Here is a 22,208-nt window from a genome sequence, read left to right on the forward strand (position 1 = left end):
CTTAGAAATTATTAACAATTATATTAAATATTTTAAACTATGAGTACATTAAAAGTTCACACAATCGAATCTGCACCAGCAGAAAGTAAAGCACTATTAGAAAATTCAAAAAAAGCATATGGAATGATACCAGGTTTGCACGGAGTATTAGCGGGAGCCCCGGGGATATTAGAAGCATATCAAACTTTACATCAACTATTTGTTGACTCCTCTTTTAATAATGAAGAGTTAACCGTTGTATGGCAATCTATTAACGTAGAACATGAATGTCATTATTGTGTTCCAGCACATACAGGTATTGCTGCAATGATGGAGGTAGATGAAAAAATCACTGAAGCTTTGCGTAATGGAACTCAACTTGAAGATCCAAAATTGGAGGCATTAAGAAAAATGACCTTATCTATAGTGCGCAATAGAGGTAATGTAGATGACAATGAAATTCAAGCATTTTATGATGCTGGATATGGGGAAAGACAAGTGTTGGAGATTATCCTTGGACTATCTCAAAAGACAATAAGTAATTACACCAATCACATTGCAAATACTCCAGTAGATGCAGCTTTCCAAAAATTTGCTTGGAAAAAAGGGAACAAAACAGATTAATACCTAGGCTGTAATTAAAATAAGCCTTCTGGATGTTCTTTCAGAAGGCATTTTTAAAACAATAAATAAAATGTCATTCTGCAATTGTTTCAGAATCTTATAAAATTCTATATAAATACAAATGATTGAGACCCTGAACTTAATTCTGGGTGACGATTTGCTATTACAATAAAAACGATAGACTTTATTTAAGGTGTAAAAGCGAATTAATCTGAGTTGACTGATAGGTTTTTATACTTGATAAGAAATAACTTAATTTTAAAAAAAATAACAATGATAAAAGTAAGCGTAATGTATCCTAACGGACCAGAAACAAAATTTGATTCAGAATATTATAAAAACTCCCATTTACCAATGATCGCTGAAGATTTGGGAGATGCTCTAAAAGGAATGGAATTTAATATTGGTATTGGCGGAAGAACTCCTGGAGCACTTGCACCATACGTTGCTATAGCACATTTAACATTTGAATCTGTAGCATCATTCCAATCATCTTTTGGCCCTCATGCCGAAAAATTTGCAGCAGATGTTCCGAATTATACTAATGTAGAAGGTGAACTTCAGATTAGTGAAATTGTAAGCTAATTTAGTTTCTTAAGAAAACAATAATAAATAATTAGTATGAGCGAAAAAATAAAAATAGATATAGTATCAGATGTGGTTTGTCCTTGGTGTACCATTGGTTACAAGCGATTGGAAAAGGCTATTGCTGAAATGGGAGTTGAAGATAAAGTAGAAATTGAATGGCATCCCTTTGAATTGAATCCAAATATGCCAGTAGAAGGGGAGAATGTGCAAGAGCATATTGCGAATAAGTATGGTGCTAGTTTGGAAGATCAAAAACGTTCCCAACAACATATGAAGGAAGTTGGATCTGAACTTGGGTTTAAATTTGATTATTTCGATGATATGAGAATGGTTAATACTAGAGATGCCCATATTTTGCTAGAATATGCCAAGGAAAACGGCAAGCAAACAGAATTAAAAATGCGATTAGTTGAATCTTTCTTTAGTGAACGAAAGGACGTATCTACAAAAGAGATCCTTAAGTTAGCTTTGAAAGAAGTTGGTTTAAATGTAGATGAGGGAATGGCAAGATTAGAAAGTGATGAGGCCAGAACTGAGGTTAAAACAAAAGAAGCATACTGGCAAAATTTAGGAGTGAGTTCTGTACCAACAATAGTATTTAATAAAAAGAGTGCAGTAACAGGGGCACAACCTGTTTCTGTATTTAAAGAGGTGTTAACTGAAATGTTGCAAGAAAATATAAAATAATCTGTTATGTTTTCATCAGACTTTGGTGGTATAAAGATCGTTTTAAGCTTTCAGAGAAAACAATCTCTCATGTAAGTTTTTATTAGTTTATTTTTTAAAAGACTCAGCTCCATATTTTTATATAAATATGGAGCTGAGTCTTTTTGTTTAATAAATAGTTTAAAGAAACATAAAATTAGGAGCCATTAATAAGAATTTATAAATACTTAAATTTGCCTCATATTTAGAGTCATGAAATACGAGTACCAATTACGTGTAAGCCCAGAACAAGCAGCTAAGGAAGAACTTTTATTAAGAGAAGTTTCAAAGCATTCTGGAATATCCACAAAAGAAATTCGGCATATAGAAATCTTAAAAAGATCTATAGATGCTAGGCAGCAATCTGTAAAGATCAATCTAAAAGTGGATGTGTACGTAAATGAATCTATAAAAAAAACACCTCTAGAGCTTCCGCATTATCCGAATGTAAGCGACAAAGAAGAAGTATTTATAATTGGGGCCGGACCTGCTGGACTTTTTGCGGCCCTTCGGTGCATAGAATTGGGTAAAAAGCCGGTTATTATTGAAAGAGGGAAGGATGTTCGTAATAGAAGGCGTGATCTTAAAGCCTTAAATATAGAGCATATTGTAAATGAGGATTCCAATTACTGTTTTGGAGAAGGTGGAGCCGGAACTTACAGTGACGGTAAATTGTATACCAGATCTAAGAAAAGAGGAGATGTAAATAGGGTTTTAAAATTATTAGTAGCCTTTGGTGCTACTAGTGAAATTTTAGTTGATGCTCATCCTCATATTGGTACTAATAAATTACCGGCAATAATTTCAGGTATTCGTAAAAAGATCATTGAGATGGGAGGGGAGGTGCTTTTTGAAACAAGAGTAACCGATATTCTTATTGTTAATAATGAAATCAAGGGAATAAAGACTTTGAAAGGTGAACACTTCAATGCGAAAAACATCATCCTTGCCACTGGTCATTCTGCAAGGGATATCTTTGAATTACTTCACAGAAAAGGAATTAAAATTGAAGCCAAGCCATTTGCTTTGGGCGTTAGAATAGAACATCCACAACAATTAATAGATAAGATCCAATATAAATGTGATGATAGAGGAGAGTTTTTACCTCCGTCTCCATACAGTATTGTTAAGCAAATTGGAGGAAGAGGAATGTACTCTTTTTGTATGTGTCCTGGAGGAGTAATTGCCCCTTGCGCAACAAGTCCGGGAGAAGTGGTTACTAACGGGTGGTCTCCAAGTAAGCGAGATCAGCCTACATCCAATTCTGGAATTGTGGTTGAATTAAGACTAAATGATTTTAAAGCATTTGGAGATTCTCCTCTGGCCGCAATGGAATTTCAGAAAAGCATCGAACAGAGCGCTTGGGTTTATGGCGGAGAAACTCAGCGTGTTCCTGCACAAAGAATGGTAGATTTCGTTGAAGGCCGAACTTCAAACAATTTACCCGAAACTTCGTATAAACCTGGGGTGACTTCCGTAGATCTTAAAAATGTTTTTCCAGAGTTTATTCATTCAACCTTACAGAAGGGATTTAAGGAATTTGGCAAAACGATGAAAGGATATTTCACTAACGAAGCTGTGCTTCATGCCCCAGAATCTAGAACTTCTTCTCCAGTAAGAATTCCAAGAGATCCAAAAACCTTAGAGCATATCCAGATCAAAGGTTTATTTCCTTGTGGGGAAGGAGCGGGCTTTGCAGGCGGAATTATTTCTGCAGCCATAGATGGTGAAAAGTGTGCAGAGAGCTGTATTGTGTTGATGAATTCATAGCCTTCTTTCCATAAAAAGGTTAAAAATTATATAATTATAGTCCAAATTTTGAGGCTATTTTTGACTTTTGCCTAAATTCAAAGTAAAATAGGCGTCATGGCAATAATAGGATCGATTATTAAAGGTTTAATAGATTTAAGAGATAAAATTGTTTCTGAGCCTAATGCCGATGAAGCACAATTGGAAGTTCTAAAAAGTTTGTTGTATAAAGCAAAAGATACAGCTTTTGGGAAACACTACAATTTTGAAGAGATCTTAGAAGCTGACGATATTCGCGTGGCATATGCAGAGCGTATCCCGAATTTTGATTATAATAAGATCAATGAAGAATGGTGGTACAAAATGCATGAAGGGGAAACAGATGTTGTTTGGCCTGGAAATCCGCCCTATTTTGCATTAAGCTCTGGTACAACTGGGAAAACAAGCAAACGTATTCCTGTTTCTAATGATATGGTTGAAGCCATTCGAACCTCAGGGATTAAACAAGTTGGTGCTTTAGCTAATTTTAATCTTCCAACAGAATTTTTTGAAAAAGAGATTATGATGTTGGGGAGTTCTACAGATTTACAAAAAGAAGGCGATCATGAAGAAGGCGAGATAAGTGGGATTTCTGCTAGTAATATCCCGTTTTGGTTCAAAGGATTTTATAAGCCTGGGGAAGAAATCGCAAAGATCGAAGACTGGGATGAGCGAGTAGCAATGATTGCAGAGAATGCTAAAATCTGGGATATAGGAGCTATTTCTGGAATTCCATCTTGGATAGAATTGATGTTTAAAAAGGTAATTGAGCATCATAATGTCAATAACATACACGATATATGGCCAAATTTCCAAGTGTATACTTCTGGTGGAGTAGCATTCGAGCCATACGAAAAAAGCTTTAATGCATTATTAGCTCATCCAGTGACAGTGATTGACACTTATTTGGCTTCAGAAGGTTTTATGGCTTACCAACAACGCCCAGAAACTCATTCAATGAAATTGGTTCTGGATAATGGGATTTATTTTGAATTTGTTCCGTTTAAACCAGAGTATGTAAATGAAGATGGTTCTATTACAGATAACGCGCCTGTAGTGCAACTCAAAGATGTCCAAGAAGAAGAAGATTACATTTTACTTATAAGTACTGTTTCTGGAGCATGGAGATATTTGATAGGTGATACTATTAAATTTACAGATGTTAGTAGGCATGAGATCAAGATCACGGGGAGAACTAAATTTTTCTTAAATGTGGTTGGTTCTCAACTTTCAGTAAATAAGATGAATGATGCAATCCAAGATCTAGAGAAAAAATATGATATCGAGATCCCAGAATTCACTTTAGCTGCTGTTCGAATTGATGGTGAATTTCATCATTCTTGGTATTTAGGAACAGAGGCTAAATTAAGTAATGAAGAGCTAGCTGAAGCCTTAGACGAGTCCCTTAAAAATGCTAATAAAAATTACAAAGTAGCTAGATCTAAAGCCCTGAAAGGTGTAAAGGTTACTACTATTCCTCCAAATCATTTTTATGAATGGAATGCCCTAAATAAAAAGAAAGGCGGACAAGTAAAAATGGAACGGGTGATGAACGAGGAGAAGTTCGGAGAATGGGAAAAATTTATTAGTAGTTTATAAACCTTGCTAATCTTTTAATTCTTCCACTAACAATAAAATTTCTTCAGGAGATAAATACAATTTTCTAATTCTGTCTTTGTAGACCTTAGAAAGATGTGCATGATTTAGTATGAAATCTTTGGTGGCAAGAATGTATTTTCCCATTCCGTGACTCACTGCAAAGGTATCTGCAGCTCGTTCAGCCTCTTTTATAAATCTATGGGAAGTCAGGTAGCCTATTCCAAATTGAATTAGGTTAAAACCGCTCCTTTCTTGGTAATCCATAATATGTCCAAGTTCATGCCCTATCCATCCTACGAGAACTTCAGATGGGACTTCAGATATGGAAAATGATTCGTTTTCAATATTAAAACTCTCACTTATCATTACAAAATAAGAACGATTCTTTTTGTTTTTAAATATGCCAGAGAACTTAGGCTGCGCTTGCATAAAAGATTTCTTTATCTTTTCCTTGAATCTAAATTCAATTGGAGTATCCTTTAATTCTGGATAATGAGATAGAGCAGTGGTGATTTCTTTGGCTATAGATTCTGGAATTATCTTGTTAGTAATTTTAAGAGTATCTATATCTTTCATATTAAGGGTAGAGCTAAAAGCAACTATTTGTATTACAGAAAACAATACAAATAAGAATTTGGCTTTTATATTTAACAACGTACTAATTTGGATTTTGATGTTTAAAGGTAATGTTCTAAAATCGTTCCATAAAAGAATTTAGAAAAGTTTAAAACAAAAAAAAAGCTTTACACATCGTGTAAAGCTTTAAAATTGTCAAAGTATAGTATACTATAAACGAAGCCTAAGCTTGTTTTACATTTACTGCATTTAATCCTTTTCTTCCTTCTTCAAGATCAAACGTTACTTCGTCGTTCTCTCTAATTTCATCAACAAGACCATTAGCATGTACAAAATATTCTTTGTTAGACTCTTCGTCTGTGATAAATCCAAATCCTTTTGTGTCGTTAAAGAATTTTACGGTACCTCTATTCATTATGTATAAATTTAATTTACGCAAATATAGAGTTATTTATTCACTAACTAAAATTTATTGATTTTTTTTTAGTTAAAGTTTTGTTTCTTAAAAATATGTTAAAGACTTGAAGATTTGCTTTTTACCTTTTTTTCATGGTATTATTAGTTCTTTATTAAGTGAGGTTCAGTTTTTGTTAAAGTATATAAAAATAACATGACATTTAAACTTGATACTGCGAAATTTGCTAAACAATTCTATGTGAAACTGAATTTGCCCAAATGAATATAAAAACCCCCTTTAGAGCTCCTAGTTTATTATTTGTATTATTAATGAGTATCATTTTAATTAGTATTTCTTGTGAAGACAAAAAATCTAATCAACCTGAAAATTCAGATGAAAATGCTGCGCCAAAAGATAGTATAAAGCAGGTGCCTGAAGAAATTGTTGTACCACCACTAGTTATAAACTACAAAATCGATTCTCTTAAGACTTCTGTTGAATTAGATAGTTTCAAAAACAAATATTCTGAAGCTCATAAAAAAGTAATCTATGCACTTAATAGGGTTGAAGCGAACAAAGTTAGAATAGGTAAAAGTATTGTGATACCCGATACCTTGTTCGAGGATATTTTTAACTATTCTCCATTTCCGAAGAAACTGGATATACTTAGTGCTATTCCTAAGACAGTTCTTATTTCTCAGCGTGTACAAGGTTTTGCCTTGTATGAAAATGGGAATCTTATAAAATGGGGTCCTGTGAGTTCTGGAAAAAATTCTACACCTACACCAAATGGTTTACATTATGGAAATTATAAGGCCAAAAGGAAGATAAGTACTGTGGATGAAGCATGGATATTACCATACTATTTTAATTTCATGAATTTTGAAGGAGTAGGAGTGCATCAATATGATCTACCTGGATATCCTGCCAGCCACGCTTGTGTAAGACTATATATGGAAGATGCACAATATATATATGATTGGGCAAAACAATGGGAATTGAATTCTTCTGGTCAAAAAATTCTGAAAAAAGGAACTCCTTTCATGGTATTTGGTGCTTACGATTATAAGAGTGAAGCTCCATGGATGCAATTAGCTACAGATAGATCAAATAATGATCTAATAGACGAGGAATTAAATACTTTAAAAGAATATGTATCTAAATACAATGAATATATTAAAACGTTAAATCCTAATAATTTAGATAAGGAATTATCTTTAGATGAAGGAACAGTAGTTACATATAATTAGGGAAAACCATGTATAAATTAAAAAGGTTCGCTAATAAAGTGAGCCTTTTTTTATGTTTAAGCTTTTAGTAGTCCTAATTCTTCAATAGTTCTAAGGACACCATTTTCATTATTATCAAAACTTGTCACAAAATTACTGGCGGTTTTAATTTCTGGATGTGCATTTTTCATGGCATAGCTAAATTTAGCATTCTGCATCATTTCGAGATCATTTAAATAATCTCCAAAAACTAAAGTTTCTTCTGGAGTAATATTTAGCTCCTTCTGAATCCCTTTAATAGCATTTCCTTTATTTGCTGAAATTGAAGTAATGTCTATAAATACACTTGCCGCGATAGCAATTTTAAAGTTGTCTTTATAATCGTTGAAATGGTGAAATGTATTTTCTTCTACTCCGTTAAAATTACAAAGAGTAACCTTTAAAACTGTATCATCTACCTTTGTGAGATCTTCTACAATTTCTAAACGTTCGTAATATTTATTGATCTCTTTATAAAAGATTTTATCATCAGTTTCAATATATGCTGCATTCTTCCCGCAAAGAATTAGTTGGGTGTGCTCTAAATTTCTGCCAATTTCAATAAATTTATTTGCATCGTTCCTATTTAAAGGATTTAGATATATCTCTTTCCCTTTATAAACCACGTAAGTTCCATTTTCAGCAAAAAATAGCATGCGATCTTTAATTCTTTCAAATTTACTTTCCAAATTATAAAATTGTCTTCCACTGGCTACAGAGAACATAATTCCTTTATTGGTTAATTCCTGTTCCATATCCCAAAAATCTGGATGAATTTCGTGCTCATCATTAAGCAAGGTTCCATCCATATCGGTTACAATTAATTTTATCATAGTAAGTTTTAAAAGCTTCAAATATAGTCTTTATGCAGGCAGTTAAAGTTAATATTAGATCAATTCTAACTCTTTAGGCATAGATGAATAATATGAATAAAAAAGTTCCTCAGAACTTGCCTAAGGCACTTTTTAATTTTAAAGTTAAGGTTCTTAAAATAGCATAGCATCTACCAATACTCCAGCTAGAGCAAGAATAACTGCCAGCCAAATGGATGTTATAAATCCTATAGTTTTAAAATCTTTACTTACTTGATCTGCAAGTTCAATAATAATAGCATAAGCGATTACTCTGGTTATAAATCCTAGTCCTAAGAAATAGAAAATTCCAAGCGTTGCTATATTTAGTAAAGAGGTTAGTAACCAACTTAGAAGAAAACTAAATACTCCGATAATTAAGGCGACGATCAAGGCAGATTTAAAGCCCTTTAACTCCACCTTGTCCATGAATTTAGCAGCAAGTAGCAACACTCCCGCATCTATAATAATGTGTAGTAACCATTGTAGCATATTATTCGAGTTTTAGTTAGAAATTATATCAATTACAGTTATAGCAAAAATTCATTAAAATTTAATATTGATTTACGGGTGTTGCCCCACCAACCTCTTTAGGTTTTTGTTTGGTAAGTATTTCCCACACTGCTTTAATATTGGCAAGTTTTTCACGCCTTATTAAATCACTTTCGGTTTCGTAATATTTCTCGGTAGCAGGAAATCCTATATAATTCAATCCTAAACTTTCAGCAATAAAAAGAGTTCTAGGTAAATGGAATTTTTGAGTGATAACCACAGCATTTGGAATTTTATATATATGGTCTGATCTATACATACTATCATAAGTGTCTAATCCCGCAGGATCTGTAAAAATTAAATCCTCTGGCACATCCCGTTCCAATAAATAATTTTTCATAGCACTAACTTCGTCATAATCATTTCGTCTATTGTCTCCACTTAAAAGAAACTGCTTTGCGAGGCCAGATCTATAAATATCTAATGCTGTGTCTACTCGATCTCTTAAGATAGGTGATAATTTTCCGTCTGAATGTACACTGGCACCAAGTATTATTACGGTATTAGAAACCGGAAGATCAGATTTTTTCGAATAAATAACATCTGCAGTAGTTTCTAATATGTAAGTGCTAAGTCCCCAAATAAATGCGATTCCTCCTCCTAATACAATAAGTATGTAAATTATATATTTCTTAAGCCTGTTCATCTATTTAGTTTGTAGAATGTGAAGATAACGGGTGCTTAACAAATGTAGTATTTTTATCATTGATTGTTTTGCATATTAGCTCCTCATATATATTAGGGTTTTAGAATAACAGCTGCAGTTACTTCTTCTTGCAAATACTTATGCTTAAATTTGCAATCTTAATTTTAACTGAAGGAATGAATAATATTGAAGCCTTAAAGTGGAGGTATGCCACTAAAAAATTTGATGAAAACAGAATTCTTTCTGAAGATAAAATAGATGTCTTGAAGCATGCATTCAACTTAACTGCAACTTCATATGGTCTTCAGCCAATTAAAATGGTTATTGTCCATAATAAGACACTTCAAGCTGAACTCGTAAAATATTCAATGAATCAACAGCAGGTTGGATCTGCATCTCATGTCCTTGTGCTTTGTATAGAACGGGAGATAGATAAGGAATTCATAGAAAACTATTTTAACTATGTTCAGAAAATCCGTGCTACTCCTAACGAGATCCTTTCACCTTTTAAAAATTTCTTAATAGACGATTTTAAGAATAAGCATATAGACGAAATTACTTCTTGGGCAACTAATCAGGCATTTTTAGCTATGGGAACCTTGCTTACAGTTTCTGCTACTGAAGCTATAGATGCGTGCCCAATGGAAGGTTTTGAACCCGATAAATACGATGAAATCCTTGGATTAGAAAAATTAAACCTGAAATCGGTATTGGTATTGCCTGTTGGGTTTAGAGCAAAAGATGATATGTTTTCTGAATTTAAAAAGGTACGAAGACCAATATCAGATGTGATTATTGAGCTGGAATAATAGCTTAATAAGTTACATATTGCATGATCTCTAAACCATAACCAATCATTCCTACACGCTTTGATTGTTGCGAGTTAGATAATAATTTAATTTTGTGAATATCAAGATCGTGCAGGATTTGTGCGCCAATTCCGAAATCTTTATAATCCATTACAATTGGAGGTGCTTTTACTTCACCTACTTTCTGACGTTCTTTTAACTCTGAAAGTCTACTTAGCAGGTTGAGAGATTGGCTTGCAGGGTTTATAAAAACTATCGCACCACGTCCCTCATCATTTATAGCCTTGAACATATCGTCCAATTTCTTATCGGCATTGTTGGTGAGCGTTCCTAAGATATCATTATTGATAAGGGTAGAATTTACTCTTACCATAATTTCTTCATTCTTTTTCCAAACACCTTTGGTTAGCGCAATGTGAACTTGATCATTAGTAGTTTGCTTGTAGGCTCTTAATCTAAAAGTTCCAAATCTTGTTTTAATATTAAAATCCTCTTTTTTCTCTATCAAAGAATCATGTTGCATTCTATAAGCTACAAGATCTTCTATAGAAACCAACTTAAGGTCAAATTTATTGGCAACTTCGATGAGCTGAGGTAATCTTGCCATAGTTCCATCTTCATTCATGATCTCTACGATCACTCCAGCCGGTTGGAAACCTGCAAGTCTAGCGAAATCTATAGCAGCTTCAGTATGGCCAGTTCTTCTTAAAACTCCACCTTCTTTAGCTTTTAGTGGGAAAACATGACCTGGTCTACTTAGATCTATTGGTTTTGTATTTGGATCTATTAATGCTTTAATTGTTTTTGCTCTATCTGCTGCAGAGATTCCAGTGGTTACACCATTTCCTTTAAGATCTACAGAAATTGTAAAAGCTGTTTCTAGTGGATCGGTATTGTTACCAACCATCATATCCAACTTCAACTCCTTACAATGTTCCTCTGTAATAGGAGCGCAAATAAGACCGCGACCATGAGTAGCCATAAAATTGATCATTTCTGGGGTAACAGCCTCTGCTGCAGCAAGAAAATCTCCTTCATTCTCTCTGTCTATATCATCTACAACAATAATGATCTTACCACCCCGGATGTCATCAATGGCTTCCTGGATAGAATGTAATTTCAATTGTTGTGTATTTTGGATTGCTTGCGGCATAATAATAGTTTCTTTTTCAGGCTGCAAAGATATTTAATCTATTTTGTTTCGGACTTACTCCTGAAGAGTTTTTTAATAAGCTTGTTAATTGGAGCCATAAAATTCCCCACAGCCAAAAGTCCTTGATCTGTAGTAGCTCTATATGTAAAGAAGATCCCTAAGGGAAGCATGATTAGTGTGGATAACCAAGAGGCCAGAAACGGACTCATACTTCCATCTTCTGCACTATTTTTTGCGAAGATCCCTATAAAATGATAGGTGAGGAAGATTAAAATGGCAACTACCATAGGAAGCCCCATTCCACCTTTTCTTATAATAGCTCCCAATGGCGCACCCACAAAAAATAGTATAATACAGGCAACTCCTAACACATATTTTTCATGAAGGGCTATCTCAAATTTATTAAGTTGCTTGGTGCTATTCTTAAATTCCTGTTTTTTAATAGTAATATTTGAGATAGCTGCATTTACAGTACCTAAAGAAAGTTCAACAATCTGTAATCCATTCTTGTTATCGTATAATTCCAGAACAGAATCATCAAAATTGGTGATTGAATCTTTAGCTTTATAATTAGCAGCAAAATAAGTTGCGCCGGTACGACTATAAATTACATCTGCAAACTTATTTAATTCTTGGTTGTAAGAAGTGGAGAAAGAATCTATACTTTGTGAAAGTTCTCCGATCTTTAACATGCTTTGAGAATTCCTATAATTCTCATCATCCATATCCACATTGTTGAAATTGGAAAGATCTATATTAATGATATATTCTTTAAAATAACTCTTGGCAAAAGGCTTGTTACTTCGCTTAGAAGGATCTTTCTGCGGAATTTCATCATAGTAATTTCCATCTTTCAGAATAAGAGAAAGTACTTCAGAATCTGTACTACCTACTAATTCTCCTTCAGTAGCTTTTATAACTGTAAGATTTTCATTTCTTGAAGATTTTTGATGAATAATGACATTTTTTAAATATTGATCATTATCACCAGTCTTTTCATCCACTTTAATATTGAAATCTTGAATATCATTAAAAACCCCTTCAGAAATAGCCATTGTTGGCTTAAGCTGAGCAATATTTTTTCTTAAGTTAATAGATTTAAATTCTGCAGCGGGAATCACATTATTCGAAAAGAAGAAAGCTACAAGGCTTATAAAAATTATAAAAACCGTAAGACTCCGCATGGCTCTCTGTAATGAGATTCCTGAAGATTTCATAGCCGCAAATTCATAATTTTCAGCAAAACTTCCAAAAGTCATAATGGAAGTTAGCAGGATGGTAAGCGGCAATACTAACGGCACTAATTTTGGGGAAAAATAAAGCAGGAATTTTAAAATAATTCCTGCATCTATATCCTTACCGGCTAATTCACCTATGTACAACCAAATAGTTTGAAGTACAAAAATGAACATCAATATGATAAAAACAACTAAAAATGTTTTTAAATAACTTACTAATATGTACCGGTCTAGTATTTTCAATTTAGTCTAATCTGTTGATATAAAATTCTTTATATCGCGCTTCATTAAAGCTAAACAAATTCTTAGCTAATGGCTGATTAGTTTTAAAACTTTTTACAGTGATAGTGATTTTAGTTCCGTTATCCTGAGTTTGTATCAAGTTATAAATATGCTTGGTCTGGCTATCTATTCCTAATAAAATGTTCTTTACATCTGCATGACTATCCATTGGAGTCAATTTAATATATTGGATCTGCCTTCCTTTTACATCCTGAGAAATATCCCATTTGTAAGTATATCCTTCTTCGTAGAAAGAGAACATTTTAGAAGGTGTAATATTATTAGCATCTTCCTCAACATAGTTAGAAATATTAATCTCTTGGTCTTCTGGAATAATGGTATAAATTTTCTTACCATCAAATAATTGAGTTGTACCCATTAAATTTAAAAGATACTTATCTCCATGGATGCTAACATCACCGCGAGTTTCCTGACTTACGCTCTCAGCAGTATTTTCCAGTGAGTATTTAAAGTCTATCACCATATTGTCATAGGCTTTCACCTTAGAAGATACTTCGCTTAATAATTTTTTTGCTTTTGCAGATTCCTGAGCATTCATAGCGAAAACGCTAAATAAGGCAATCATTACAATACTTAATCTTTTCATTTTTAATTTTTTAATTTTGTGTCTCAATTGTTTAATAGTTGATCTAAAGAGACGAGATCTGTAACTAGAACTTGGCGGGCTTTACTTCCTTCAAAAGGACCTACAATTCCTGCTGCTTCTAATTGATCTATAATTCTTCCAGCGCGGTTATATCCTAACTTTAATTTTCTTTGTAATAAAGAGGCAGAACCTTGTTGTGCAATTACTATAATTTCTGCAGCTTCCCGGAACAATTTATCTCGCTCGCTTACATCTATATCAAGTCCTGTGCCACTCTCTGCATCCTCGTATTCTGGTAGGATATGAGCATCTGGATACGCTTTTTGAGATCCAATGAATTCGGTGACTTTATCAACTTCTGGAGTGTCTATAAATGCACACTGAAGACGCACCAGATCATTCCCTTGAGTAAATAACATATCTCCGCGACCAATTAATTGATCTGCTCCCTGAGAATCTAAAATTGTTCTTGAATCTATTTTGGACGTCACTCTAAAAGCAACTCTTGCAGGGAAGTTAGCTTTGATAATCCCTGTTATTACATTTACAGAAGGCCTTTGTGTAGCTATAATTAAGTGAATTCCAATAGCACGTGCCAGCTGAGCCAATCTTGCGATTGGAGTTTCTACTTCCTTTCCAGCTGTCATAATGAGATCGGCGAATTCATCTATTACCAGTACGATATAAGGAAGAAATTTATGTCCGTTCTCCGGATTTAGTTTTCTCGCTTTAAATTTCACATTGTATTCCTTGATATTTCTAACCATTGCATCCTTTAAAAGGTTATAACGGTCATCCATTTCTATACATAACGAATTAAGGGTAGCAATTACCTTAGAATTATCGGTGATAATAGCATCTTCAGATCCTGGGAGTTTAGCCAGGTAATGGCGTTCTATTTTATTAAAAAGAGTTAGTTCTACTTTCTTTGGATCTACTAGAACAAACTTCACCTCTGCGGGATGTTTGCTGTAGAGAAGTGAAGTTAATATTGCATTTAATCCAACAGATTTACCTTGTCCAGTCGCACCAGCCATTAATAAATGAGGCATTTTGGCAAGATCCACTACAAAGGTTTCATTAGATATAGTTTTTCCCAGTGCCAAAGGTAATTCCATTTCTGCATTTTGGAATTTCGGCGAAGCGATCACAGAACGCATGGAAACAATGGTTGCGTTTTTGTTTGGCACCTCTATACCTATGGTTCCTTTTCCCGGAATTGGCGCAATAATTCGAATTCCCAGGGCCGCAAGGGATAGGGCGATATCATCTTCTAAATTCTTGATCTTGGAAATACGAATTCCTGCTTCGGGTACTATTTCGTATAAAGTAACTGTTGGTCCAACAGTGGCTTTAATATGTGCGATCTCTATCTTGTAATTTTTAAGGGTAGAGACAATATTATTTTTATTTTCTTCTAATTCTTCTTGGTCTACTGTTATACCACCACCCCCGGCATTATAATCTTTTAATAGGTCTATAGTAGGCCATTTATAATTTTTGAGTTCTAGAGTGTGGTCAAACTCACCAAAATCTTTCACTAATTTTGTACTTAAAGTATCCTCAGCTTCTTCCTCTTCTACGGTTTCCACTTCCATTTTTACTTCCTCATCAATTACAGGAATTTTTGGAGCAGGCGTGTCATTTTTAACTGTGAGTGGATTGGGAGTAGATTGATCTTCAATATTGGAAACTTCTTTTTTAGTTACAACTTCAGCAACCCAATCCTCCTCTTCGTAAGTTTTGGTTACTGGTGTTGGATCAATTGTTGATGTTGCGGAAGTTTTCTTAAAGTCATCTCTTATTTCCTTGTTTTTAGTGCTAATAAATGAACCTATAAGTTCTGGTGTTATTTTAAGTCTAAATACCAAATAGGCAATAAGCATGAAAGTTAGCAACAAAGTAGTTCCAATTAATCCAATATAATCTTGTAGATAATCATTGATCTCAAAACCTACACGACCTCCCAGCATTGCGTTCTTTTCAGCAAAAAAGCCAAAGAATACTGCCCACCAAATCATCATTAATAAACCCCAAAACCAAAATTTGAAAAGGTTTTTTAATTTAAAATCGAAGAAAAGATAAACTCCTGTAAGTGTAACTAAACTTGCCAAAATGAAAGCAGCAAGTCCAAAGCCATTATAAATAAAATAATCACTGATGCTTGCGCCAAATTTGCTCATCCAGTTTTTAGCAACTAGTTCACGGTTCCCAAAATCTTGTAGTGTACTTTGATCTGCCTGCCAATTAAATAAAAAGGAAATAAAGGCGATTAGTAAGCCAATCCCCAATAACATTAGGAAACTGCCCAAAACCACTTTATGTTGCCTGGTAAATTTGAATGCCGGTTTTTTGATCTTCGTATTTTTAGTTTTTCTGGTCGAGGCTTTTTTCTTGGGCATAAATTCTCAAGGGAGTTTAGGCAAAAATACAAATTAGCAAGATTCTAATTTAAAGAATCTGGCTTCAATATTAACAATTAGGAACTTTAACTTTTATAAACTCAAATCTAAGGATTTTATTCTATAAAATTCTGAAAGCTCTAAGGAGTCGTGGGAATCTTAATTCAGATTATTTGAAAATAAAACTATTTTTTGAAAGGTAATTTAAACCGAATATATGCCAAAATGATTATGAATTGGTTGCAATTTAATTGGTTTCTAAACTTTTGGTCCTTCTTAAGTTAATAGAATTTTCTAATATGGCGTTTTTAAAATTTCATGGTATCGCTACAAAGTATATTTAAGTTTCATCTACCTTTATTAATATTTCTCATAAACACTTAAATGAATTTCAATATTTAAAAACGGAATATTACTTTTTTAAAGTCTGATTATCATTAATTTAAAGTCGATTAAAAATGATGCATAAAGAGCTAATACAAAAATTTTATAATTCATTTTCAGATGGGAATGCTAAGGGAATGATAGCTTGTTACCATAAGGATATCATTTTTCAAGATCCTGCCTTTGGAATCCTTAGAGGTAAAAGGGCAAAAGATATGTGGGAAATGTTGTTAAGTAACAAAGATAGTAATGCTTCTATTAATTATGAAATCTTGGAAGTGGATGATAAACGCGCAAAGATATTTTGGAAAGCAGAGTACAAATACGGTCCTAAAAGAAGAGCGGTGGTTAATGAAGTAACTGCCAATTTTATATTTAAAGATGGAAAGATCCTGAAGCATATAGATGATTTTAATCTTTGGGCTTGGTCCAAGCAAGCTTTAGGAGCTAGTGGCTATTTATTAGGTTGGTCTTCCTATATGAAACATCAAATTCAAAAGAAGACAGAAGGTCTATTAAGTACTTATATAGATAAAAGAAATTCTGTTGTTTCCGCAGTAAGGAATTAACGAATTTTGGTATTTTAAATCTAAAAAAAGGTTTTAATTTTTAAAGGATCATTTCCTTCCTATGTGAATAAATTAATCTCAATCTCCCATACGCCTTAACGTTATTAAAACTGCGTAATTCTAGGATATTGAATTATTAAATAATTATGAAATAGACTATTGAAATCTTTGTTTAACTCCTTATTTCTGCTAAATAATTCCTTTATTGTTAAAAAAATCTTAATTTATTCTTGTCTTTTTTAGATTTATCAAGTATGTTTACCATTCATTCCTCCGGTGGCCCTACACCAAGAAGAGAAATACATCAATTTTAAAATTTTAATTTGGAGTTAATTACTTCACAATTAATTAAGAATATTCAATATTATAAAGTGGATTAGATGTCCCTTTTCTCGATTTATAAAAAATAGGGGTAGCCAAAAACCTAATTAGAGTAGGCAGAATTTTAATTTATATTTATGAGAAATTTTATTTTTATGTGTTTGTTTGGATTAACAGCAAGCAGTTTTTTTGCTCAAGGTTTTGTAAAAGAACCCGATTTTATTGGAGAAGCTTTTATTCTAAAAGCAGATTCAACTAGTCTTAAATTAGAAAAGGAAACTGTAAAAATTAAGACCAAAGCTGGAGCAAGCATGTATATTGTGGGAATAGGTAAAGTGAAATCTAAAATTGAAGTGGATGGATGCTGCTCCAATTCAAGAACCAGTTCTAATAACGATCTTAAGATCGTAGTTAAATCTGTAGATAATTTAACCGATCCACTTTCAATAATTAGTCTTTTTAAATTTGATGATAAAAAGAAAGTAAGGAAAGCTGAATTATCATCTGCAGGAACCTTTTCTGGTGGATCAAATAATAATTTGGACTATGTAGAATTTGTAGGAGAGAAGTTTGGCGAATCTTCTTATTTAATCACTATAACGTCAATAGATATTGGGGAATATGGAATGATAGTTAGAAATCCAAATTCATTGGATGAAAAAAGTACGATCGTTTCTACATTTGGAGTAGATTAATACCAAATCAATTTTAATATAAATCGGCTCGAGAAATTCTTAAGCCGGTTTTTTTATGATCATTCAATTTTCTTTCTCTAATTAACTTCAGTATCAACTGAAATAAGCAGTATTTTAGTTTATTGATAATTAGTTCATTGTAAATATTTTCTATCTAAATCATCTTGTTATGAATATGAAACCTTACCTATTATTAAGATTCTTTTTTATTTGTTGTCTTCTAGGCTTGTTAAATAATCAATTCTTAATTGCACAAACCAAAGCGGCACAAATAGAAGACCTCATGGGCTTATATACAGAATACGGGCAATTCAATGGTTCTGTTTTAGTTGCTGAAGACGGGGAGGTCATTTATAAGAACGGATTTGGAAAAGCTAATATGGAATGGGATATTCCAAATACTCCAGTCACAAAACACAGGTTGGGTTCTATTACCAAACAATTTACAGCCATGTTGATACTTCAGTTAATGGAAGAAGGAAAATTGAAATTGGATGTACCAATCGCCACATATCTTCCGGAATATCCAAAAGCTACAGGAGACAAGATCACTTTGCATCATTTACTTACACATAGCTCGGGAATTCCAAATTATACTTCTTTCCCTAAATTTTTCGCAGAGACCAGTCGGGATCCTTTTTCTCCTAACGAATTCACTGCTTTGTTTAAAGACATGGAACTGGAATTTGAACCTGGAGAAAAATTTACATATAGCAATTCGGGTTATTTTCTATTGGGGTTGATCATAGAAAAAGTTACAGGTAAATCTTATGAGGAAAATCTTCAAGAAAAGATCTTTACACCATTAAATATGAAAGATTCTGGTTTCGATCATCACGACCTAATTCTTAAGAATAGAGCTTCTGGTTACGAGAAGCAAGGAAATTCTTATGTTAACGCCCCATATTTGGATATGTCCATTCCGTATGCTGCAGGATCTTTATATTCTACAGTAGAAGATTTGTATATATGGGATAGGGCCTTAGCTTCGAATAAAATATTATCTAAGAAAAACACAGAGCTCCTGTTTGCCGCACATATTAAATCTGGAGATAGCTTTTATGGGTATGGTTGGGGAACCGATAAAATGCCAAGTGGAACTTCTGCAGATAGTTTAGTTGTAATTGGTCATGGAGGCGGAATAAATGGCTTCAACACTATGATTAACAGAACTCCGAAAAATCAAGATCTCATAGTTTTACTTAATAATACAGGCCGAACTAATCTTGGCGAAATGACTCAAAACATTTATAAAATATTGAATGATTTGCCATATAATCTTCCGCAGAAATCGCTTGCAAATTTTTTAATGGAGGAGATCAATACAAACGGGGTTGAAGCTGGCGTTGCTGCATATAAAAAACAAAAAGCTTCTAAGGAATATATTCTGAAGGAAAATGATATGAATGCTATAGGATATCAATTTTTACAAGCTGGAAAACATAAGGAAGCTATTGCGGTTTTTAATCTGAATGTGTCTGAATTCCCTGAATCTTCTAATGTGTACGACAGTTTGGGAGAAGCGTATATGGAAGTGGGAAATAAAGAATTAGCGATTAGCAACTACAAAAGGTCTATAGAAATGGATCCTAGTAATGATAATGGAAAAGAGATGCTGAAAAAACTTCAAAAGGAATAATTCAAACATTGAAAGCTTTAACCGAAACCTATTGTAATTTAGAGTTGTCAAATATCAATGATTTGAGTTATTTCGGAAGAATCATTTTTAGCTCAGTCGGAGCCTAGTAAAGTGGGTCTTTAAAATCTTGAAAATTCTTATATAGTTATAAACCTTCAAAAGATAAATTAGATGATAAGAACCACTAAAATTTGGATCACCGTTTTTTTAATAAGTCTAGGGAGTTTTGCGCAAGAATTTTCCCCACAGGTAAAGGCATTTATAGTTGTAGATACTAATAGCATTGCCATTACAAATGTTACCCTGATAGATGGTACCGGCGGAGAAGTGAAAGAAGGACAAACGATCATTCTAAACAACGGAATTGTACAAGATGTGGGAAATGCGGTTTCTGTAGTACTTCCCAGAAATTCTTTGATCATTAATGGAACCGGTAAGACGGTGATCCCTGGTTTGGTGATGTTACACGAACATTTATTTTATAGCAAGCCTTTTGAGAATTGGTTTAGTGTAGACCAAATGACCTTTACTTTTCCAAGATTGTATTTGGCGGGTGGTGTAACCACGATGAGAACCGGCGGAAGTATTCAGCCACAAACAGATCTTAATGTAAAGAAATGGATAGACGAAGGTAAAATGACCGGTCCTAAAATGGATGTAACTGGTCCTTTTATAGAACGCGAGGGATATGACATCCCAGAACTCGGCTTTATAGAAGGAACTGCAGAGGTTGCTGAAATGGTGAATTATTGGGCAGATAAAGGAGTAACTTCTTTTAAAGTATATAATCACATAACCAAGGATGATTTGAGAATATGTGTGGCAGAAGCGCACAAACGCGGACTTAAAGTTACCGGGCATTTATGTTCTCTTACCTACGCAGAAGCTTCTAATTTAGGAATAGATAATTTGGAGCATGGATTTATGGCTTCTAGCGATTTTGTTGCAGATAAAATGGAGGACCTATGCGATCCTTTTAAAGGGCGAAAAAGTTTGATAGAACTGGAGAGCGATGACCCTAAGATGGAAGTTTTAATGGACTTACTCATTAAAAACAATACCACCATTACTACAACTCCTGTAGTTTTTGAACCCTACACAGGTTATGAAGTAGTTCCCGGCGGGGGATTTAGCGCTTTGATTCCACAATTACAGGAAGATCTTCAAAACAAGTATAATCGTTCTATAAATAATGATTCTACTGCCATCGCATTATACAAGAAAGATCTGGAATGGACCAAACGTTTTTATGACAAAGGAGGGAAGTTAGTTGCAGGAACAGATCCAACAGGAGCGGGCAGAACCGTAGCTGGATATGCTAACCAGAGGACTTTAGAGATTCTGGTGGAATCTGGATTTTCAATTCCTGAGGCTATCAAAATAGCAACACTAAATGGTGCGGTTTTTCTGAAAAGACAAAAAGAGATTGGAAGTATAGAAAAAGGAAAAAAAGCAGATCTCATTCTAATTGATGGAGATTTGCGTGAAGACATTAAGAATATCCGAAAAATGGAAGTGATTTTTAAAGATGGAGTTGGTTTCGATTCTAAGAAATTATTCGAATCGGTGCAGGGGAAAGTTGGATTATATTAAAAGCATTATTCCCTAATACTCCAAGTTTCATTTATTGGATCCCCTTTACTAGAGAGACCAGAATGTTGCCAATCCCCATTACTTAAATTGTAATTAAAAGTCAGGCTTTTACCTACCTTAGTATTGTCCTTAGAGAAGAATTCTATATTTTCCGTATACTCCCCATTTGAGGTTGTATAGGTTCCTCCGCCAGTTCCCATAAATTGTTTGGTTTCTGTATTATACGCGATCCACTGAAAACGGGTTCCAGATAAGATTTTCATAGTTTTTCTTGGTCCGCTAGTGTCCCTAGATTGTGATTCTCCATCTTTAGTTCTACCAGACATTAACCAAGCACCTTGTAATTTTCCAGGCGAGCCGTTATCTAATTTTATATATTTAATATCAGTGCCTATAATGCCAAGTAAAGAATCTTTTATAGAAACTTTAAAACTTTCTTCTATACCAACCCGCTCGGGATATTTGGAGTCAAATTCTACTTTTTCTGTAACAATATCGTCTGTTAAATTCAAAGTTCCGCCGTTAGTGCCAATAAATTCTCCAGTTGTGGAATTATAGGTGCTAATCACTTGATAGCCATCAGAAATGATAACTACACTTTTAAGTTTATCGCCATCTTTAGAGGTATGATCTCTTTGCCAAGCACCATTCAAGTCCTGCGCTTGAATTCCAAATGCTGAAAAAAGGCAAGTGAGCAATAGAATTATTTTTCTCATGAATTTAGAAGTTGTTATTTATATCGAATCAAATTGTTGTCAGTCTAAAATAGCATTTTTTTATTGATTTTCATAGCTGTTATTTTGCTCTTAGTAAAAGGTGAATTATTAAACCGAAGGTTTTAACAATTTATTACCCGAAACCCGAAACCCGAAACCCGAAACCCGAAACCCGAAACCCGAAACCCGAAACCCGAAACCCGAAACCCGAAACCCGAAACCCGAAA

At 33.7% G+C, this 22,208-nt stretch carries 21 protein-coding genes; 11 read left to right on the forward strand and 10 right to left on the reverse strand.

What is annotated here, in order from left to right:
* Positions 1-39: 39 nt before the first annotated feature.
* From I130_RS13335 to I130_RS13355, 5 genes are all read left to right on the forward strand, one after another.
* On the forward strand, positions 40-603 hold the full coding sequence (locus I130_RS13335; protein WP_034924143.1) for a carboxymuconolactone decarboxylase family protein: 564 nt from the start codon (positions 40-42) through the stop codon (positions 601-603).
* Positions 604-876: 273 nt separating this feature from the next.
* A complete protein-coding gene (locus I130_RS13340) occupies positions 877-1,188 on the forward strand; it encodes an EthD family reductase (RefSeq protein ID WP_034924147.1) in 312 nt (103 codons plus the stop codon).
* 36 nt (positions 1,189-1,224) lie between these two features.
* Positions 1,225-1,878, forward strand: a complete 654-nt coding sequence (locus I130_RS13345; RefSeq protein WP_034924149.1) for a DsbA family protein — start codon at positions 1,225-1,227, stop codon at positions 1,876-1,878.
* Between the two features lie 231 nt (positions 1,879-2,109).
* Positions 2,110-3,666 (forward strand): NAD(P)/FAD-dependent oxidoreductase, encoded by a 1,557-nt coding sequence (locus I130_RS13350; RefSeq protein WP_034924151.1) that lies wholly within the window; start codon positions 2,110-2,112, stop codon positions 3,664-3,666.
* Positions 3,667-3,762: 96 nt separating this feature from the next.
* Entirely contained in the window at positions 3,763-5,283 is a 1,521-nt protein-coding gene (locus I130_RS13355) for a GH3 auxin-responsive promoter family protein (protein ID WP_034924154.1), read from the forward strand.
* A gap of 6 nt (positions 5,284-5,289) precedes the next feature.
* Here I130_RS13355 and I130_RS13360 read toward each other — a convergent pair whose 3' ends face one another.
* Together I130_RS13360 and I130_RS13365 are read right to left on the reverse strand one after the other, a co-directional pair.
* Positions 5,290-5,859 (reverse strand): hypothetical protein, encoded by a 570-nt coding sequence (locus tag I130_RS13360; protein WP_034924191.1) that lies wholly within the window; start codon positions 5,857-5,859, stop codon positions 5,290-5,292.
* Positions 5,860-6,082: 223 nt separating this feature from the next.
* Positions 6,083-6,274 (reverse strand): cold-shock protein, encoded by a 192-nt coding sequence (locus I130_RS13365; RefSeq protein ID WP_010229690.1) that lies wholly within the window; start codon positions 6,272-6,274, stop codon positions 6,083-6,085.
* A 260-nt stretch (positions 6,275-6,534) separates the two neighbouring features.
* Here I130_RS13365 and I130_RS13370 point away from each other — a divergent pair, with 260 nt between their 5' ends.
* The gene (locus I130_RS13370; protein ID WP_034924157.1) at positions 6,535-7,506 is read left to right on the forward strand and encodes a L,D-transpeptidase; all 972 of its coding nucleotides are present in this window, start codon (positions 6,535-6,537) and stop codon (positions 7,504-7,506) included.
* Between the two features lie 56 nt (positions 7,507-7,562).
* On the opposite strand, the gene I130_RS13375 is transcribed toward I130_RS13370, so the two are convergent.
* The 3 genes from I130_RS13375 to I130_RS13385 form a co-directional block, all read right to left on the reverse strand.
* Positions 7,563-8,357, reverse strand: a complete 795-nt coding sequence (locus tag I130_RS13375; RefSeq protein ID WP_034924159.1) for an HAD family hydrolase — start codon at positions 8,355-8,357, stop codon at positions 7,563-7,565.
* 153 nt (positions 8,358-8,510) lie between these two features.
* A complete protein-coding gene (locus I130_RS13380) occupies positions 8,511-8,867 on the reverse strand; it encodes a phage holin family protein (RefSeq protein ID WP_034924161.1) in 357 nt (118 codons plus the stop codon).
* 61 nt (positions 8,868-8,928) lie between these two features.
* Complete coding sequence (locus I130_RS13385) at positions 8,929-9,573, reverse strand: vancomycin high temperature exclusion protein (RefSeq protein ID WP_034924166.1); 645 nt, start codon at positions 9,571-9,573, stop codon at positions 8,929-8,931.
* Positions 9,574-9,749: 176 nt separating this feature from the next.
* Between I130_RS13385 and I130_RS13390 the strand changes: the two genes are divergently transcribed.
* Entirely contained in the window at positions 9,750-10,382 is a 633-nt protein-coding gene (locus I130_RS13390; RefSeq protein WP_034924194.1) for an NAD(P)H-dependent oxidoreductase, read from the forward strand.
* A gap of 4 nt (positions 10,383-10,386) precedes the next feature.
* Here the strand turns inward: I130_RS13390 and ribB are convergent, their stop codons facing one another.
* From ribB to I130_RS13410, 4 genes are read right to left on the reverse strand one after another with little or no spacing between them, the layout of a single operon-like run.
* Positions 10,387-11,535: a 3,4-dihydroxy-2-butanone-4-phosphate synthase gene (ribB, locus tag I130_RS13395; protein ID WP_034924169.1), complete on the reverse strand. Its 1,149-nt coding sequence runs from the start codon at positions 11,533-11,535 to the stop codon at positions 10,387-10,389.
* A 38-nt stretch (positions 11,536-11,573) separates the two neighbouring features.
* Positions 11,574-13,016 carry an LptF/LptG family permease gene (locus tag I130_RS13400; RefSeq protein WP_083932925.1) on the reverse strand — a complete coding sequence of 481 codons (1,443 nt, stop codon included), beginning with the start codon at positions 13,014-13,016 and terminating at the stop codon, positions 11,574-11,576.
* Between the two features lies 1 nt (position 13,017).
* Positions 13,018-13,662, reverse strand: coding sequence for a LolA family protein (locus I130_RS13405; protein ID WP_034924196.1), 645 nt, complete (start codon positions 13,660-13,662; stop codon positions 13,018-13,020).
* Between the two features lie 23 nt (positions 13,663-13,685).
* Positions 13,686-16,064 carry an FtsK/SpoIIIE family DNA translocase gene (locus I130_RS13410; protein WP_034924171.1) on the reverse strand — a complete coding sequence of 793 codons (2,379 nt, stop codon included), beginning with the start codon at positions 16,062-16,064 and terminating at the stop codon, positions 13,686-13,688.
* A gap of 458 nt (positions 16,065-16,522) precedes the next feature.
* Here I130_RS13410 and I130_RS13415 point away from each other — a divergent pair, with 458 nt between their 5' ends.
* The 4 genes from I130_RS13415 to I130_RS13430 all read left to right on the forward strand — a co-directional run bounded on the left by I130_RS13415 (position 16,523) and on the right by I130_RS13430 (position 21,265).
* Positions 16,523-17,017: a nuclear transport factor 2 family protein gene (locus I130_RS13415; protein WP_034924172.1), complete on the forward strand. Its 495-nt coding sequence runs from the start codon at positions 16,523-16,525 to the stop codon at positions 17,015-17,017.
* A 458-nt stretch (positions 17,018-17,475) separates the two neighbouring features.
* Positions 17,476-18,033, forward strand: a complete 558-nt coding sequence (locus I130_RS13420) for a hypothetical protein (protein ID WP_034924173.1) — start codon at positions 17,476-17,478, stop codon at positions 18,031-18,033.
* A gap of 169 nt (positions 18,034-18,202) precedes the next feature.
* Entirely contained in the window at positions 18,203-19,672 is a 1,470-nt protein-coding gene (locus tag I130_RS13425; RefSeq protein WP_232224093.1) for a serine hydrolase, read from the forward strand.
* A 171-nt stretch (positions 19,673-19,843) separates the two neighbouring features.
* Entirely contained in the window at positions 19,844-21,265 is a 1,422-nt protein-coding gene (locus tag I130_RS13430; RefSeq protein WP_051119718.1) for an amidohydrolase family protein, read from the forward strand.
* 5 nt (positions 21,266-21,270) lie between these two features.
* On the opposite strand, the gene I130_RS13435 is transcribed toward I130_RS13430, so the two are convergent.
* Positions 21,271-21,981, reverse strand: coding sequence for a hypothetical protein (locus I130_RS13435; RefSeq protein ID WP_034924176.1), 711 nt, complete (start codon positions 21,979-21,981; stop codon positions 21,271-21,273).
* Positions 21,982-22,208: the final 227 nt, after the last annotated feature.

The organism is Gillisia sp. CAL575, assembly GCF_000403785.1.
Lineage (GTDB): Bacteria > Bacteroidota > Bacteroidia > Flavobacteriales > Flavobacteriaceae > Gillisia.

Bases quoted from the DNA above. Each gene is read 5' to 3' on its own strand.
- I130_RS13335 (WP_034924143.1), top strand. From the start codon at position 40: ATGAGTACATTAAAAGTTCACACAATCGAATCTGCACCAGCAGAAAGT.
- I130_RS13340 (WP_034924147.1), top strand. From the start codon at position 877: ATGATAAAAGTAAGCGTAATGTATCCTAACGGACCAGAAACAAAATTT.
- I130_RS13345 (WP_034924149.1), top strand. From the start codon at position 1,225: ATGAGCGAAAAAATAAAAATAGATATAGTATCAGATGTGGTTTGTCCT.
- I130_RS13350 (WP_034924151.1), top strand. From the start codon at position 2,110: ATGAAATACGAGTACCAATTACGTGTAAGCCCAGAACAAGCAGCTAAG.
- I130_RS13355 (WP_034924154.1), top strand. From the start codon at position 3,763: ATGGCAATAATAGGATCGATTATTAAAGGTTTAATAGATTTAAGAGAT.
- I130_RS13360 (WP_034924191.1), bottom strand. From the start codon at position 5,859: ATGAAAGATATAGATACTCTTAAAATTACTAACAAGATAATTCCAGAA.
- I130_RS13365 (WP_010229690.1), bottom strand. From the start codon at position 6,274: ATGAATAGAGGTACCGTAAAATTCTTTAACGACACAAAAGGATTTGGA.
- I130_RS13370 (WP_034924157.1), top strand. From the start codon at position 6,535: ATGAATATAAAAACCCCCTTTAGAGCTCCTAGTTTATTATTTGTATTA.
- I130_RS13375 (WP_034924159.1), bottom strand. From the start codon at position 8,357: ATGATAAAATTAATTGTAACCGATATGGATGGAACCTTGCTTAATGAT.
- I130_RS13380 (WP_034924161.1), bottom strand. From the start codon at position 8,867: ATGCTACAATGGTTACTACACATTATTATAGATGCGGGAGTGTTGCTA.
- I130_RS13385 (WP_034924166.1), bottom strand. From the start codon at position 9,573: ATGAACAGGCTTAAGAAATATATAATTTACATACTTATTGTATTAGGA.
- I130_RS13390 (WP_034924194.1), top strand. From the start codon at position 9,750: ATGAATAATATTGAAGCCTTAAAGTGGAGGTATGCCACTAAAAAATTT.
- ribB (WP_034924169.1), bottom strand. From the start codon at position 11,535: ATGCCGCAAGCAATCCAAAATACACAACAATTGAAATTACATTCTATC.
- I130_RS13405 (WP_034924196.1), bottom strand. From the start codon at position 13,662: ATGAAAAGATTAAGTATTGTAATGATTGCCTTATTTAGCGTTTTCGCT.
- I130_RS13410 (WP_034924171.1), bottom strand. From the start codon at position 16,064: ATGCCCAAGAAAAAAGCCTCGACCAGAAAAACTAAAAATACGAAGATC.
- I130_RS13415 (WP_034924172.1), top strand. From the start codon at position 16,523: ATGATGCATAAAGAGCTAATACAAAAATTTTATAATTCATTTTCAGAT.
- I130_RS13420 (WP_034924173.1), top strand. From the start codon at position 17,476: ATGAGAAATTTTATTTTTATGTGTTTGTTTGGATTAACAGCAAGCAGT.
- I130_RS13425 (WP_232224093.1), top strand. From the start codon at position 18,203: ATGAATATGAAACCTTACCTATTATTAAGATTCTTTTTTATTTGTTGT.
- I130_RS13430 (WP_051119718.1), top strand. From the start codon at position 19,844: ATGATAAGAACCACTAAAATTTGGATCACCGTTTTTTTAATAAGTCTA.
- I130_RS13435 (WP_034924176.1), bottom strand. From the start codon at position 21,981: ATGAGAAAAATAATTCTATTGCTCACTTGCCTTTTTTCAGCATTTGGA.